We start from the raw sequence: 13,719 nt of genomic DNA, 5'->3' as shown, positions 1-13,719 counted from the left end.
ATAATGAAATAAAATCAGCGGGATTGCATCGGCTTGTAAGTTAAATTGTGTATTGCATAAACAGTATATGATATATACAATAAAAGATGCAATCAAAATTTATTACAGTTTGGCGGTTACAGCTCCCTATCCGATGAATGGTCACTGACGATTCTCAGCCGCAAGGAAGGTACAATCGATGGATAACAAATATGAAGAAGCTTTACCTCGCGGTGTGGCGCTCAGCTGGGGATTGGTCAAATCCACTCAGCGGGGGCCCAAACGCGTCATGAGTCTGAAGCAGATCGTCGGGGCCGCCGCCGCCATAGCCGATAAGGAAGGTCTGGCCGCTGTTTCGATGAACAAGGTCGCCGCATCCTTGGGATTTACAACCATGGCCCTCTACCGGTACGTTCCAAGCAAAGAAGATCTCATCCTTCTTATGCAGGATGCCGCATTTGAGATTTCTCTGCCGGAAGAGATTTCCGCCGATTGGCGTGAAAATATGAGCATTTTTGTTATGGCCATTATGCGATGCTATCAGGATCACCCCTGGCTGTGCGATATTCCTGCCTCCGGGATCCCGATCACCCCGAACAACTTGCGTTTTGTAGACTGGGCGCTGGGGATTATGCAGCACCTTCCATTAGATCACCAGGAGATGATCTCTATCGTGGTCATGCTTACCAGTCATGCACGGATCTATAGCTTTTTTGGGCGGGATATGGACCGCGCCGTCCGGACCGGCGTGAACTCAGGTCCTGTCCCCGGAGTGAGCTATACTGCAGCGTTGGAGCAGCTCGTGACTTCGGAACGCTTTCCCTATCTGCGGCCTGTCTTCCTTGCGGGCGCTTATTCACCGGATGAGGATGGGATCAAGGATGAGCATCCTTATGGTTTTGAATTTGATTTTGCTCTCGCGAGAATCCTGGATGGGATCGAGCATTATATTACTGCAAAGCGTATGCAGGAGCAGGAGCGGGATGGATCCCCAAAAAGCCCGGAGCCGCTGTAAATTCAGCTTCTCCGGGCTTTTTCTATCTCCGCACCACCATTATATGCCCGATCGTGATCGGCCTAGGATATAGATGAAGACTTTTCCAATGACCCTGACCCTGCATTCCGGGACCGCAGATTCATAACGACCAAGACGAAAGCAATAAGCGCGAGGATCATCCCAAGCCGTCGAAATCCTTCGAAGCTGAAGGCGCCTCCCATGATGATGCCTGTCAGCAATGAAGATGCGATGGTGCCCAAATATCTCGATGTATTGAATAGTCCGGAGGCTGTTCCGGCCATTTCTTTGGGAGAACTGCTAAACAAAGCCGCCTGCATACCCACAGCGTTCAGCCCGTTGCTGACGCCGAAGGCGGCTAACGCCAAGCTCACGCTGATCACCGGTGAAGTTGGAGTTAAGGTCACGATCCACACGGAACCGAGGGTCATCAGTAGGGCGGATACGATTAGTGCGGGTCTCGGTCCGGATTTATCGATCCATCGTCCTGCCACAGGTGAAGCAGCGAGTGAGCTCAAACCTAGTGTCAGCATGAGCATCCCTGTATGGAACTCGCTGACATGGCGAACCATTTGCAGGTAAGACGGAAGCCCGAAGAAGAGAGCGTAAAAAAGCAGGTTCACAAGCATGAATTGAATATTGACCCAAGTCATGGCGGGATACTGGGCGAAGGTGCGCAAAGGAATAAAGGGCGACGCCGTTTGCAACTCGTGTCTTACGAAAGCCGCGAGCGCCAATAGACCGATCACCACCGCCATCACATGGCTGAAGGAGACATGCCCGGATGATTTGGCTGACAGCAAGCCAACGAGCAGAGCAACCAGTCCCCCCACGAAGAGCAGCACCCCGTACGCATCAACCAAAGCCAACCCTTGGCGAAGGGACATGCCTTGTACAAGGGATGCGGCCGGTTCGTCCTTGGGAATCCTCTTCCAGGCTAACATAAAGCCCGCGGCTGTGAGCGGAATATTGACGAGAAAGATCGCAGGCCAGTCCCCCCATTGAATCAAGGCCCCGCCAACAAAAGGACCGATCGCTGCCGCTCCCGACAGGAACATCGACAAAATCGAGAGCGCAGTCGCTCTTTTCTCCGTAATATGAACCCGTACAATGGCCATTCCAACCGCTGCCATCATACTTGTTCCGATGGACTGCAGGATGCGGGACACGATAAGCCATCCAAAGGTTGGCGACAAGGGAGCCAGTAAGGATGCAGCGAAGGAGATCACCAGACCTGCCAGGAATATTCTCCTGCGGCCGAATACATCACTGGCCTTGCCCATGACCGGCTGAGCGATCGCGCTGGCAATGTAGAAAGAAAAAATAATCCAGGAAACTGCGGTAAAATCAAGGCTGTACACCTGCTGCAGTCTTGCAATAGCGACAGCGATCATCGAAGAATTCAAGGGGTTCAATAAGATCCCCAGTCCAACGGCGATCATCAGCCACCTGCTGTTAGCATTCATTGGTTACTTCCTCCCCCAAAACGTATTGATGCTATCGTACGGGAGATCCTTCATTTATTCCAACGCATTTCATGTTATAATTTCATTGACTACAAGGAATGAATGGCGGTGCCTTATGGAGCTTCTTCAACTGCAATATTTTCTCGCGGTCGCCCGCTTGGAGCATGTAACCGAGGCTGCACGAAGTCTGCATGTGACTCAATCGTCCTTAAGCAAAACCATTCAACGGTTGGAGGAGGATCTGGGAGCACCTCTATTCGATCGTACAGGGAGGAAGCTGCGATTGAATGAGTTCGGAAGCACCTTTCTTCGCCGTGCCGAAAGGGCCTTGTTTGAATTGGAACAGGGGAAGCAGGAGCTTCGCGATTTGTCAAGCCCGGAGCATCGAACACTCGAATTGGCGGTGACCACCGCAAGCACGCTGCCCCAGATCCTTCGAGAGTTTCGCACAAAGCGGCCCCATGTCCCCATTCATGTGCAGATGCTAAGTATGCAGGAAATGGTTACGCTGCTTCATAGAGGGGAGGTCGATTTTTGCTTATCCTCCCCTCCTCTCCACGCGGATGACATTGAATGTCAGATCGTCTATACGGACCCCATCCTCGTAGCGGTTCCTAAAGGGCACCGGCTGGCTGGCCGAAGCAGCGTATCCTTGAACGAAATAAGGGATGAATCATTTGTCGGAGTCAAAAAAGGCTACGGCATCCGCAATTTTGTAGACGCGGTTTGCCAATCGGTCGGGTTTGTACCTAAGTATGTGTATGAGGGAGATGAACCTGCGAGGCTGAGCGCTCTGGTGGAAGCCGACATCGGACTGGCCTTCATCCCGAGCACGGCGAGGAATGCGTGGGAACCTATCCATTATCTCCAGGTAGAGGATCACGGCTTGGTACGGGAGATCGCCCTGCTATGGCACAAGAGCCGGTACATTTCGGGGGCTGCACTGGAATTCCGTGAGGTTGTAGCGGACTATTTCGAGGCGCTGACCCATTCTCAGCGTGCGATTTGACCCAAGTCCCGGTGAGCTATCCATTCTTGTACTTGAACCCAGAGCAGCCGATCGTCCTGACCGGCTGCCTTCGCTTTCGACCCAGCTATCATTCCTTTTTCGGCTTCAGGCCTGCTTTCACATGCTTCAGCTGGGCAACAATAATGACGCTGATGATGACGAGAAGGAACCACGAACTGATCTTACTGAAGCTGACCAGCTGCCAGGCTTGGTGCTGATCCGGATATTTCCAAGCATTAAAGAATGTAGCTATATTCTCGGCTAACCAGATAAAAAAGCCTACAATGAAAAACGCAAGGGTTAAGGGCATTCGATACGTCATGTTCCGAACCCTGTATATGATCCAAGTTCTCCAAAAGACAATCACCACAAGCGCCGTCAGCCACCAACGAAAATCGGGAATGAAATGATGCGTGAAAAAGTTCAGATAGATGGCTCCCCCCAGCAATCCCGCAGAAGCAAGCCCCGGCCAGCCGGTCATCTCCATCTTCAGTCTGCGCCATACCTGACACATAAAGCTGGCTACACTTGCATACATAAATCCGCTATAGAGCGGCACACCGAACAGCTTCGTATACGCGGACTCAGGGTAGGACCAAGAGCCCATCCCTACTTTGTACACTTCCAGCACCAATCCGATCAGATGAAATACGCAGATCACTTTGATTTCATCGCGTGTCTCTAATCCGCTGCGGTACATCAGGTACTGCACGGCAAGCAGGATAAGAAGAATGGCATCATAGCGGTAAAGGAAGGGCACTTCGCTTACGCTGGATAGAGCTAGCGTGCTGAAGATCGAAACAGGAAAAATGCAGCTCATCGCCTGATGATAGCCAAAATGCAGCAGTTGTATGACCGGTTTCATGGGAAACGCGTAGGTCCGGTGCGCAAAAGTAAAGGACATCGAACAGCACGGCCTCCTCTCTTCAACTAAACGGTTTTTCATCATAGGTTATCCCTCGCAGCTTGCGTGTAACGATAACAAAGGAAAGTTCGCTGCGGCAAACTTTCCCTCTGTCATTCCCCTGCGCTTCCCCGTTATTCTTTACTCGGTGATGTCGGCGTCTGTGTCCGCTCTGTATTCTAAAATATCGCCAGGCTGACATTCTAAAGCCTTACAAATCGCATCTAACGTGGATAATCGAATCGCTTTTGCTTTTCCATTTTTCAATATGGAAAGGTTCGCCATGGTGATTCCAACCCTCTCCGAAAGCTCGGTTACGCTCATTTTTCTTTTCGCCAGCATCACATCAACATTGATTATAATCGCCATGTTCGTCACCTCAGACCGTCAGATCATTCTCTGATTTTATATCAATAGCCTCTTGTAACAGCTTCTGGAGTACGGCAGCAAAAACGGCAATCACCAAGGAGGCAAAAATCAAAACCAATCCGATGACGATGAGGCCCGGGGCATCGTCTTTCTCCGCAATGAGATAGTAGAGCGGCATGCCTGCCACATACAAACCGCTGATGGTGACTGCACAGTATTTTATTTTCTTCAGCACGACTACAGATAGCTCTGAGAAAGCTTTGTTCTTGTCAATATAGTTCAAGAGCTTAAAAGCTTGATACAGAGCAAAGTAATAAGGGATCGCCGTTGCATACAAATCGATGAAGACGAGATATTTCAGATACGTGTGATCCGGATACAATTCCGCTGCAAAATTCGCTATCTCAGGCACCAAGAAAATGCACAAAGCAAGAACCGGGATGCCCATAAGAATCACAGCAGCCTTTAAAAAGAGTGTTGTCCCTCGTTCCATAACAAGCCCCTCGCTTCATTCTTAAATTTACATTGACTCTAACATAAAATATATCGTTTTACAATAAATTATTACTTTTAATTAATGTATTATTATTGTTATGATGGCCACCCCACAATCTTCCCCTTTCCGTAGAAATGCTGACCTGATTTTTTTCGCCCATAGCGAAAGTTAAAAAAATTGGGGTAAAACTTTAATTTGTTACGTTGTTATGTATACGCTTACCTTCTATAATTTTCCTTATCGAGGAGGTGAATGCGAGGAACAACCGATTAGCAGTATTGCAGGGAAGCAGCAACAAACAAACTACGTTTTAGGAGGTTCTTTATGTTTAAATTGAAGAAGAAAATGTTGACGGTGCTTGCTGCAGTTTCCATGAGTTTCAGCTTGTTTGCAGCCCCTACTCATGCAGCGACAGACTATTGGCAGAATTGGACCGATGGCGGCGGGACGGTTAATGCGGTCAATGGATCCGGCGGCAACTATAGTGTCACATGGTCGAATACCGGCAACTTTGTGGTCGGTAAAGGCTGGGGAACCGGATCACCAACCAGGGTAATCAACTACAATGCCGGCGTCTGGGCGCCTTCCGGCAATGGTTATTTGACGCTCTACGGATGGACAAGAAACTCACTCATCGAATATTACGTCGTTGACAGCTGGGGCACTTATCGGCCTACCGGAACGCATAAAGGCACCGTGACCTCCGATGGGGGCACTTATGACATCTATACGACTACGCGGTACAACGCCCCTTCCATTGACGGCACACAAACGTTCACCCAGTACTGGAGTGTCCGGCAGTCGAAAAGACCGACCGGAAGCAACGCCACGATCACGTTCAGCAACCATGTTAACGCATGGAAGAGTAAAGGTATGAATCTGGGAACGAGTTGGTCTTACCAGGTGCTCGCGACAGAGGGATATCAGAGCAGCGGGAAATCGGACGTCACCGTCTGGTAACAGGGCACCTGCAAGCAGGTTGCTGCCGGATGCCGGATCGTTTCCCTGCTATGGAATAAGGTCTATTCATTGTTGATATGGCTAAGGGCTGCCGGTCTCACAGCCGGCAGTCTTATTTGATTTAACAAGAGATGCATACTATCCGATCCCTCAGTTTTAAAGGAGATTTATTCATGAGGAAAAAGCTGTTCATTGTCTTATTCATAGCCATCCTCGTTGTTGTCAGTGCTTGTTCGCAAGAAAAGCCTGAACACAGTAAAAAGCCTGAACCGAATGATAACCTGGTATGGGTCCAGGGTGGGAAATTTACGAACAACAAGTCCAACTACTATGGAAAAAGCGCCATCCTGCCGAACTTTTATATCGGCAAATATGAGGTTACTCAACAAGAGTGGACGCAGGTCATGGGAAGTAATCCCTCGCAATTCATAGGCGACCATCTGCCGGTAGAAAGGGTCAGCTGGTATGACGTTGTGGAGTACTGCAATCAAAGGAGCATAAAAGAGGGTTTACAGCCTTATTACCATATAGATAAGAATAAACAAGACCCGAATAATCACAGTGATAACGATCATGTAAAATGGACAATAACGATCAATGAAGGAGCAAATGGGTACCGATTGCCTACCGAAGCCGAGTGGGAGTATGCTGCAGGCGGAGGTCAGATGAGCAAGAGTTACACCTACAGCGGAAGCAATAATGCGGATGAAGCAGCATGGTATTGGAAGAATGCCGGAGATCAATACTTAACCGGGGACTGGAACTGGCCTATCATAGAAAAGAACCATAATCAAACAAAAACAGTCGGTGGTAAGAAGCCCAACGAGCTGGGGCTTTACGATATGTCGGGTAATGTAAGGGAATGGTGCTGGAATTGGTACGGAGACCAGGATCGTGACAGCGGTGTCTACCGGGTTGTGAAGGGTGGCGGTTGGCTCGGCGACGTCCGCAGCAGCGAGATCACTTATCGGGGCAAGTTTGAGGCCAATGGCCTGGGCCCCGACCAAGGATTTCGTGTGAGTCGGGGGGAATAGCTTGCTTCGACTTCCTCACTCATCCGGATGGCGGGGCGGCAAATCCGAAACCGGAAAGAGACGGCACATTGACGTCGAAAGCGTCGGCGGATCGCCTCCGAATGCACCGGAGGCTGCCTGCCCCGGCGAGCCCCCTTGCATACGACAAAAATCCGGCAGATCGGAAACACAGCCTTTGCAAGCTGTGTCTCTCCGATCTGCCGGATTTTTCTGTGGCAGGCACCTGGTTTTACATCTGCAGATTGTCCGTCAGCGCCAGCCGGACGGTCCGCTGCTCCGCTCCGCGGTAGAAGGTGACCTGAAGCGTATCGCCTACCTTCTTCTCGGCGAATAAATATTGGCGGAATTCGCTGGTGCTCGTGACCGGCTGGCCATCCAATGCGGTAATGACCTCGCGGGCATGCTGCGCTCAATTACGACACCTTCGGCAACGTCTGCCGGTAGGACAAGCAGATTTCACCGGCACCAACCTGGACTTTCCTGTTGCAGATCCGCTTGCGCCAGGGGCGCCGCGCCTATTCGAAGCCCGGCCGCTGTGACCGGGTCAGTCCGTGTGCGCGACGGCGCGTATTTCAATCAGCTGGTGAGGGAAGGCCAGACCCGACACGCCGATGAGGGTGCCGGCCGGCCGGTGGTCCCCCACATATTCCTTGAATAGAGCGACGCACTGCTCGAAATGCTCCTGCGGGTTTGTCAAAAAGATCTCCATCTCCGCGATGTTCGACCTTGTGACGCCAAAACCCGCCAGCACACGATCGAGGTTCTCCAGCGTCTGCCGGGTCTGTGCCTCGATATCCCCCTCACCAACGAACTCGCCCTGCATATCGTGGGAAAATTGCCCTGCAATGTAGATCGTGCCGTTGACGCTGTACCCTTGGGCCACGCCGAAAGCTTCCTCCCACGCAACACCGTGATTGTAGGTTTTCGTGTTCGTCATATTACCTCTCCTTTAGTTCAAAGTAAGGTTAGTATAAAATGAACGCAAACCATAAAAAAAGTACGCACTTTTTTGATAGGTGCTACCGGAAAGGATAGTGTACATATGGGTATGGCGGAATATAAAGGCAAAGTTAAAAATATGGAAGATACACCTTTCGGTTATACGCTGTCCATTATAGGCGGAAAATGGAAAATGGTTATTTTGTACCTCCTCGCAGAAAATCAAACGGTTCGCTTTAATGATCTGAAAAGACAGATCGGAGCGATTACATATAAAATGCTGAGTTCACAACTGAAAGAATTGGAAGCGGACGGGATGGTGAAACGGAAAGAGTACCCCCAAGTTCCCCCTAAAGTCGAGTACAGTCTCACAGATAAAGCGGAAACCCTAATACCCGTACTGGAGCAGTTGTGTGAGTGGGGGGCCAAAAACCAGCGTAATTAGATTCTGAATGGGAACTGCGTGCTTCTTGCCAGGCTGCAGCGTAATTGTTTCTCAATTCGTAATAGGTCAACTTGAGGCCTTGACAATACTTTCCTGACGTAATAATATTGTTTTACGTAAACCGTATCTATTGTGGAGATGATGCCCTATGACCCATCACGAACCGATCCCGGACAGTGTCCTGATCGAATCACCGGAGCAGGCGATGGTGCTGCTCAACCCGCTTCGCGCCGAGATCGCGGCGCGCCTGGCGGAGCCGGGCTCTGCGGCCGAGATCGCGAGGGCCATCGGAGAGGCGCCTCAGCGGATCAATTACCACCTGAAGGCGCTCGAGAAGGCCGGTCTGGTGCGCCGCGTCGGCTCCCGGCAGGTGCGCAACCTGGTGGAGGTCCTGTACCAGAGCATTGCCCGGAGCTTCGTCCTGTCGGAGCGCCTGGGCATGAAGCCCGAGACGGTGCGTAAACTGAAGGATCAGGGGTCTCTCGCCCACCTGATCGGCACCGCCGACCGGATCAAGCAGGACGCCCTCCTTCTCATGGAACAGTCCGATGAAGGCGAGGAAGTGCCGAGCGCCACGCTGAAGTTCCAGGTAGAGCTGGGTACACCGGAGCGGCGGCAGGCCTTCGTGGAAGAGTATGCCCGGCTGGTTCGGGAGCTGACGGAGAAGTACAGCGGGAACGCTGAATCCGGCGCCTACCAGGTCGTGGTGGCGGTCTATCCGGAGGCGGCCGGCCGCACATCCGGTGACGGCGTGTCCGACGGCGGGGCGTCCGCCGGGAAGCCCGTACCGAAGAAAAGGAGGAGTAGTGTCAATGGAACACAAGCCTGAGAAGCACCTGGAAGACGCTGCAGAGCATCCGCAGCAAGAGGCTGCCCCGCAGCCTGCCGTTGTCTGGGAATCAAGCGGCAGCTCTGCCGTGGAGCCTGCTGCGCCGGACCGGGGACAAGTGAGTGACCTGGACGCTTACCGCGAACGCAAGGAAGCGGCTGCCCCCGCCCGGGAAGCCGCAGTCACCCGCTGGGCCCTTCCCGGGCAGCAGAAGGAAGGAGCCGCGCAGTGGCTGATTATGGTCTCTTCCGGTTTCGGCACCGTCTCCCCGCACGTCATCCGTTCGGGCCAAGGCGGCTCCGGGGAGATCAAGGCCTGCCTGGCTGCATAGTCTGCACTGAACAGGCGAACACGGCTGCACAGTTTTCCCATATGAAGGAGGGCTTACGATGAACTATATTCCGATGGTTGTCGAGCAGACCGGACGCGGAGAGCGTTCATACGATATTTACTCCCGCCTGCTGAAGGACCGGATCATCTTCCTCGGCAGCGCGATTGACGATGCGGTCGCCAATTCCATCATCGCCCAGCTCCTGCTCCTCTCCGCCGAGGACCCCGACAAAGATATCCACCTGTATATCAATTCGCCGGGCGGATCCACCACGGCAGGCCTCGGGATCCTGGATACGATGCAGTACATCAAGCCTGACGTATCTACGATCTGCGTGGGCATGGCCGCTTCCATGGCTGCAGTCCTGCTCGTCGCCGGAGCACCGGGCAAGCGCTTCGCCCTGCCCCATGCCGAGGTGATGATCCACCAGCCTCACGGCGGCTCCCAAGGGCAGGCGTCCGATATCCATATCCAAGCGAAGCGGATCGTTGAGACCCGCGAGCTGCTGAACCGGATCATCGCCGAGCGGTCGGGACAGCCCTACGAGAAGGTCGAGCGGGACACGGACCGCGACTACTTCATGACCGCCCCCGCCGCACTGGACTACGGCATGATCGACAAGGTGCTGCACTCCGTACAGGGAACGGGCGCGGCCAGCTAAGACAGGGACGCACTTCTCCGCCTGTGGCTCACGGCCGCTCACCGAATCCAAACCATACAAAAGAACCGTACAGGAGGCCTGCTTGCTGCAGCCTGTACGGTTCTTTTGTTTATTCCGATCTGAAAAATAGGCATGGTAGGTTATCGACATGCTATCAAAAATTCTATCCTTTTCTTCAAAAATAGCTTGTACTTTGGAAGATCCTGTAGTATTTTAATAGAGAAGTCGCAGAACAGTCCTCTGTATGCTAATTCTTTATCCCAAACCAAACGAAAGAAAAACCGAGGAGGAATTGACTGTGGAGAAGATGGAATCAATGTGCATGAACATGATGATGACGATGTGTATGGAAGACATGATGGGCAAGATGAACTGTATGAAGACCATGATGAACACCATGAATGAAATGAACATGACCGACTGCATGGACATGAACAGCATGATGATGAAGATGCAGCAGTGCGACGAAATGATGACGTCGATGATGGAAACCATGCGCAAGATGGAGCAGGTTTCGAAGTAATTCATCCCTACTCCACCCCGCTCGAGTGCCGGCCCCTTGAACTCCTACCTTCAAGGAACCGAAGAGCAACTTGGCAGAACAGACCACTGTATGCTTTTGCAGGAACTTATAACCTCATGACCCATGGCAGAGCGGTTGACCGCATGCCTTTTTTTATTTTGCAGGCATCCCCGGCTCCACCGAATGAATGCGCCGCATCACTTGAATGCGCTCAAGCTTCAGGTCCCACACCTGCTCCTGTAGAAGCCAGTTCTCCGTCCCATCCCGATTGGATTTCAGCTTATCATACAGCTCCAGCATGCGCCGGTTGATCTCGTCGAATCTCCGCCACAGCTCCTGCTTCATTCTGTAATGAATTTCAGCGCCTGAATGGCGCTTGTACTCGCGGAGCGTCTGCAGCAGTTCCTGCTCCCATTCCGTATCGTGAAGCTGCTTCGCCAGATTCAGGAGATCCAGATAGTCATCCACCCAGGCCTGCTCCCAATCTTTCTTTGCTGTTATGAACATCTCTGGAATCCCCTCTCCGAATACCTTCACCTTTATACCTAGTATTATACCCCGAATAATACGAATTGCAACCCTTTTTCTTAACCCCTTGGCCAAGCAGGTACAAAAAAAGAAGGAACTGCAGCTGCAGCCCCTTCCTAGACCGTTATTCGATGTGTGATTCGCTACTCTATCTTGAACCGGGAGGCTGCCGCCGCAAGCTCTTTAGTCAGGCTGTCGATCGTCTGAACCATCTCCGCCAGCTGCTGAACCGTTGCCGACTGCTCCACCATGGTAGCCGTCACTTCCTCTACCGATGCGGACACTTCTTCTCCGGAAGCCGAGAGGCTCTGGGCGGATTCGAGTACCTCATCCTTATCCCGTTCCATGCGGGAGACTTCTTCCGTCATGCTCTTGATCTGCTCGGCGATTTCCGTAATCTTCTCCAGAATCGCCTGGAACGCCCCCTGCGTCTCGCCTACAAACTGGTCCTGCTTGAGTGCAATCGTACGAATTTCAGAGACGCTCTCATTGTTCTCCGCCACATAAGCCAGGTTCTGCTGGATGATGGCATAAATCTCGCTGGACTGCTGCGAGCTCTGTTCCGCCAACCTGCGGATCTCCGAGGCGACGACCGAGAAGCCCCGCCCGTGCTCTCCTGCTCTAGCGGCTTCAATGGAAGCGTTCAGTGCCAGAAGATTCGTCTGGTTGGCGATATCGCTGATCGCACCGGTGATGGAGCTGATTTGATCCGAGCTTTCCTGAAGCTTCCCGGTAATTGCCGAAATGCGCTGCACCTGAGTTTCATTCTGCTCATTGATATGGCTCAGCTCATCCACCACGCGGCTGCTCGTATGGAAGACGCCGATGATTTCCTCCGCCCGCTCTTGTACCGAGCGCGCCTTCGCACTCATCAATCCGAACTTTTCGCCGAAGCCGTAGAATTTCCCTACGATATGCTCCGTATCATGGGACTGGGATTCCATCGCCTTGGAGATTTCAACGGACGTCACCGAGGTTTCATTGATGGAAGCAGCCGTCTGCTTCGAGGAGGCCTCCAGTTCATTGGTGCTGGTATAGAGCACCTCGATCGATTGGTTCATTTGGGTGATGAGTTCCTTGTTCTGACGCACCATGCTGTTGAAGCTGTCCGAGAGGACCTGGAACTCGCCGTCATATTGGTTCCCGGCCTCCACCGTGAGGTCTCCGGAAGCAAGCTGCTTGAACAGACCCGCAAGCTCGGTAAGCGGCTTGGCGATGTAGCGGGAGAGCAGCAGACCGAAGCCGATGGCGGCCAGAATAATCACCAGGGTAATGATCGCAATCACGGTAAACATATCGTTAATCGGCCGCTCGATGTCTGCGTACGTATCGAGGACGGTGATCGTCAGATCGGCCCCGGGAATTTTATTGATCCGCAGGTACTGACCGTCCAGATCCATACTCACGATTTTAATATCCCCGACCGCGCGGTCCTTTAAGAATTCTTCCGCCTCCAGCTTGGTTCCGATCAGCGAGGAATCCTTGGAGCTGTACAGGAACGTGCCGCCGCGGCTGAGAATTTCGATGCCGCCTTCCCCATTGATCGTTATATTACCAAGCTTGCCCACAAAAAATTGGCTGTCTACGGTTGTGACGAATACGCCCAGGATGCGGCCGTCGCTGTCTTTGATCGGCACGGAAAAGGCCAGCAGGATTTTTCCGCTGCTCTTGGACTCAATGGCGTCGCTGACAAAGCTTTTTCCCTTCAGGGCTTCTGTATAATATTCACGGTCTGCCCGCGACTGGTTGATGTTCTCGAGGTTGGTGGCGGACACAATAATCCCTTTGGTATCCAGAATCAAGTAGGAACTTGTATCCTTGGCCCCTTCCAGGCTGGACTTCAGGGTCTCATTCGACTTGTCAAAATAAGGGTTGCGTGCGGAGAAGAACTCCGCATCCGTCATGGTGCCCGCTTCCCGAAGCTTCAGCAGGTCACGGAATGTGCTGTGATTCGAAACGAGGAAGGTCGCCTGCTCCTCCAGCAGAAGGGAGGTCCAGAGTCCTTCCCCGAGGCGGTCCGCCATGGCGTTGATTTCATCTTTGCTTTTACGGAGTATGAGATTGGATGAATAAAAGTAGGTTGTAATCGATGTGGCGAGCAGCGCGGCGATGACCAATAAACTGATCATGATCGGTAGCTTCACTCGCAGCGAAGTATTCCTCGCTCTGCTAATTATGCCCTTGGCAGTATGTTTCATACGGCTCCAAGCTCCCTCTTGTTGTTGGTATCA

General features: G+C 52.2%; 17 protein-coding genes. 9 read left to right on the top strand and 8 right to left on the bottom strand.

The window, feature by feature from the left end; genetic code table 11:
• Window positions 1–178: 178 nt before the first annotated feature.
• Window positions 179–994, top strand: a complete 816-nt coding sequence (locus ACP26L_RS13555) for a TetR/AcrR family transcriptional regulator (protein WP_426453203.1) — start codon at window positions 179–181, stop codon at window positions 992–994.
• 62 nt (window positions 995–1,056) lie between these two features.
• Here ACP26L_RS13555 and ACP26L_RS13550 read toward each other — a convergent pair whose 3' ends face one another.
• Window positions 1,057–2,460 (bottom strand): MFS transporter, encoded by a 1,404-nt coding sequence (locus ACP26L_RS13550; protein ID WP_426453201.1) that lies wholly within the window; start codon window positions 2,458–2,460, stop codon window positions 1,057–1,059.
• Window positions 2,461–2,575: 115 nt separating this feature from the next.
• On the opposite strand from ACP26L_RS13550, the gene ACP26L_RS13545 reads away from it, so the two are divergent.
• Window positions 2,576–3,469, top strand: a complete 894-nt coding sequence (locus ACP26L_RS13545; RefSeq protein WP_426453199.1) for a LysR family transcriptional regulator — start codon at window positions 2,576–2,578, stop codon at window positions 3,467–3,469.
• 88 nt (window positions 3,470–3,557) lie between these two features.
• Here ACP26L_RS13545 and ACP26L_RS13540 read toward each other — a convergent pair whose 3' ends face one another.
• From ACP26L_RS13540 to ACP26L_RS13530, 3 genes are all read right to left on the bottom strand, one after another.
• Entirely contained in the window at window positions 3,558–4,334 is a 777-nt protein-coding gene (locus ACP26L_RS13540) for a DUF817 domain-containing protein (protein ID WP_426454926.1), read from the bottom strand.
• A 180-nt stretch (window positions 4,335–4,514) separates the two neighbouring features.
• Entirely contained in the window at window positions 4,515–4,742 is a 228-nt protein-coding gene (locus ACP26L_RS13535) for a helix-turn-helix domain-containing protein (protein WP_426453197.1), read from the bottom strand.
• 10 nt (window positions 4,743–4,752) lie between these two features.
• The gene (locus tag ACP26L_RS13530) at window positions 4,753–5,235 is read right to left on the bottom strand and encodes a DUF2975 domain-containing protein (RefSeq protein ID WP_426453195.1); all 483 of its coding nucleotides are present in this window, start codon (window positions 5,233–5,235) and stop codon (window positions 4,753–4,755) included.
• A 327-nt stretch (window positions 5,236–5,562) separates the two neighbouring features.
• Between ACP26L_RS13530 and ACP26L_RS13525 the strand changes: the two genes are divergently transcribed.
• Window positions 5,563–6,198 (top strand): glycoside hydrolase family 11 protein, encoded by a 636-nt coding sequence (locus tag ACP26L_RS13525; RefSeq protein ID WP_426453193.1) that lies wholly within the window; start codon window positions 5,563–5,565, stop codon window positions 6,196–6,198.
• Window positions 6,199–6,371: 173 nt separating this feature from the next.
• Window positions 6,372–7,232 (top strand): formylglycine-generating enzyme family protein, encoded by an 861-nt coding sequence (locus ACP26L_RS13520; protein ID WP_426453191.1) that lies wholly within the window; start codon window positions 6,372–6,374, stop codon window positions 7,230–7,232.
• Window positions 7,233–7,461: 229 nt separating this feature from the next.
• Here ACP26L_RS13520 and ACP26L_RS13515 read toward each other — a convergent pair whose 3' ends face one another.
• Window positions 7,462–7,611: a PDZ domain-containing protein gene (locus ACP26L_RS13515; RefSeq protein ID WP_426453189.1), complete on the bottom strand. Its 150-nt coding sequence runs from the start codon at window positions 7,609–7,611 to the stop codon at window positions 7,462–7,464.
• 165 nt (window positions 7,612–7,776) lie between these two features.
• A complete protein-coding gene (locus ACP26L_RS13510; protein WP_426453187.1) occupies window positions 7,777–8,169 on the bottom strand; it encodes a RidA family protein in 393 nt (130 codons plus the stop codon).
• Window positions 8,170–8,274: 105 nt separating this feature from the next.
• On the opposite strand from ACP26L_RS13510, the gene ACP26L_RS13505 reads away from it, so the two are divergent.
• The 5 genes from ACP26L_RS13505 (at window position 8,275) to ACP26L_RS13485 (ending at window position 10,960) form a co-directional block, all read left to right on the top strand.
• Entirely contained in the window at window positions 8,275–8,616 is a 342-nt protein-coding gene (locus ACP26L_RS13505; RefSeq protein WP_426453186.1) for a winged helix-turn-helix transcriptional regulator, read from the top strand.
• 148 nt (window positions 8,617–8,764) lie between these two features.
• Entirely contained in the window at window positions 8,765–9,445 is a 681-nt protein-coding gene (locus tag ACP26L_RS13500; protein WP_426453184.1) for an ArsR/SmtB family transcription factor, read from the top strand.
• Window positions 9,429–9,776, top strand: coding sequence for a hypothetical protein (locus ACP26L_RS13495; RefSeq protein WP_426453182.1), 348 nt, complete (start codon window positions 9,429–9,431; stop codon window positions 9,774–9,776). Before ACP26L_RS13500 ends, ACP26L_RS13495 begins: the two co-directional genes overlap by 17 nt.
• A gap of 58 nt (window positions 9,777–9,834) precedes the next feature.
• Window positions 9,835–10,437 (top strand): ATP-dependent Clp endopeptidase proteolytic subunit ClpP, encoded by a 603-nt coding sequence (gene clpP / locus ACP26L_RS13490; protein WP_426453180.1) that lies wholly within the window; start codon window positions 9,835–9,837, stop codon window positions 10,435–10,437.
• 298 nt (window positions 10,438–10,735) lie between these two features.
• On the top strand, window positions 10,736–10,960 hold the full coding sequence (locus tag ACP26L_RS13485; protein WP_013916249.1) for a hypothetical protein: 225 nt from the start codon (window positions 10,736–10,738) through the stop codon (window positions 10,958–10,960).
• Window positions 10,961–11,113: 153 nt separating this feature from the next.
• On the opposite strand, the gene ACP26L_RS13480 is transcribed toward ACP26L_RS13485, so the two are convergent.
• Both ACP26L_RS13480 and ACP26L_RS13475 read right to left on the bottom strand, forming a co-directional pair.
• Entirely contained in the window at window positions 11,114–11,467 is a 354-nt protein-coding gene (locus tag ACP26L_RS13480) for a hypothetical protein (RefSeq protein WP_426453177.1), read from the bottom strand.
• 164 nt (window positions 11,468–11,631) lie between these two features.
• Window positions 11,632–13,617, bottom strand: coding sequence for a methyl-accepting chemotaxis protein (locus tag ACP26L_RS13475; protein ID WP_426453175.1), 1,986 nt, complete (start codon window positions 13,615–13,617; stop codon window positions 11,632–11,634).
• Between the last annotated feature and the right edge of the window lie 102 nt (window positions 13,618–13,719).

Source organism: Paenibacillus sp. S-38 (genome assembly GCF_049942825.1).
Taxonomy (GTDB): Bacteria; Bacillota; Bacilli; order Paenibacillales; family NBRC-103111; genus Paenibacillus_G.
Note: the sequence above shows the minus strand (reverse complement) of the source record. Positions and strands in the feature narration are given on the sequence as shown.

Coding starts and splice junctions, on each gene's coding strand:
- ACP26L_RS13480 (WP_426453177.1), bottom strand. CDS start 11,467: ATGTTCATAACAGCAAAGAAAGATTGGGAGCAGGCCTGGGTGGATGAC.
- ACP26L_RS13525 (WP_426453193.1), top strand. CDS start 5,563: ATGTTTAAATTGAAGAAGAAAATGTTGACGGTGCTTGCTGCAGTTTCC.
- ACP26L_RS13555 (WP_426453203.1), top strand. CDS start 179: ATGGATAACAAATATGAAGAAGCTTTACCTCGCGGTGTGGCGCTCAGC.
- ACP26L_RS13530 (WP_426453195.1), bottom strand. CDS start 5,235: ATGGAACGAGGGACAACACTCTTTTTAAAGGCTGCTGTGATTCTTATG.
- clpP (WP_426453180.1), top strand. CDS start 9,835: ATGAACTATATTCCGATGGTTGTCGAGCAGACCGGACGCGGAGAGCGT.
- ACP26L_RS13505 (WP_426453186.1), top strand. CDS start 8,275: ATGGGTATGGCGGAATATAAAGGCAAAGTTAAAAATATGGAAGATACA.
- ACP26L_RS13520 (WP_426453191.1), top strand. CDS start 6,372: ATGAGGAAAAAGCTGTTCATTGTCTTATTCATAGCCATCCTCGTTGTT.
- ACP26L_RS13540 (WP_426454926.1), bottom strand. CDS start 4,334: ATGAAACCGGTCATACAACTGCTGCATTTTGGCTATCATCAGGCGATG.
- ACP26L_RS13545 (WP_426453199.1), top strand. CDS start 2,576: ATGGAGCTTCTTCAACTGCAATATTTTCTCGCGGTCGCCCGCTTGGAG.
- ACP26L_RS13495 (WP_426453182.1), top strand. CDS start 9,429: ATGGAACACAAGCCTGAGAAGCACCTGGAAGACGCTGCAGAGCATCCG.
- ACP26L_RS13475 (WP_426453175.1), bottom strand. CDS start 13,617: ATGATCAGTTTATTGGTCATCGCCGCGCTGCTCGCCACATCGATTACA.
- ACP26L_RS13510 (WP_426453187.1), bottom strand. CDS start 8,169: ATGACGAACACGAAAACCTACAATCACGGTGTTGCGTGGGAGGAAGCT.
- ACP26L_RS13550 (WP_426453201.1), bottom strand. CDS start 2,460: ATGAATGCTAACAGCAGGTGGCTGATGATCGCCGTTGGACTGGGGATC.
- ACP26L_RS13500 (WP_426453184.1), top strand. CDS start 8,765: ATGACCCATCACGAACCGATCCCGGACAGTGTCCTGATCGAATCACCG.
- ACP26L_RS13535 (WP_426453197.1), bottom strand. CDS start 4,742: ATGGCGATTATAATCAATGTTGATGTGATGCTGGCGAAAAGAAAAATG.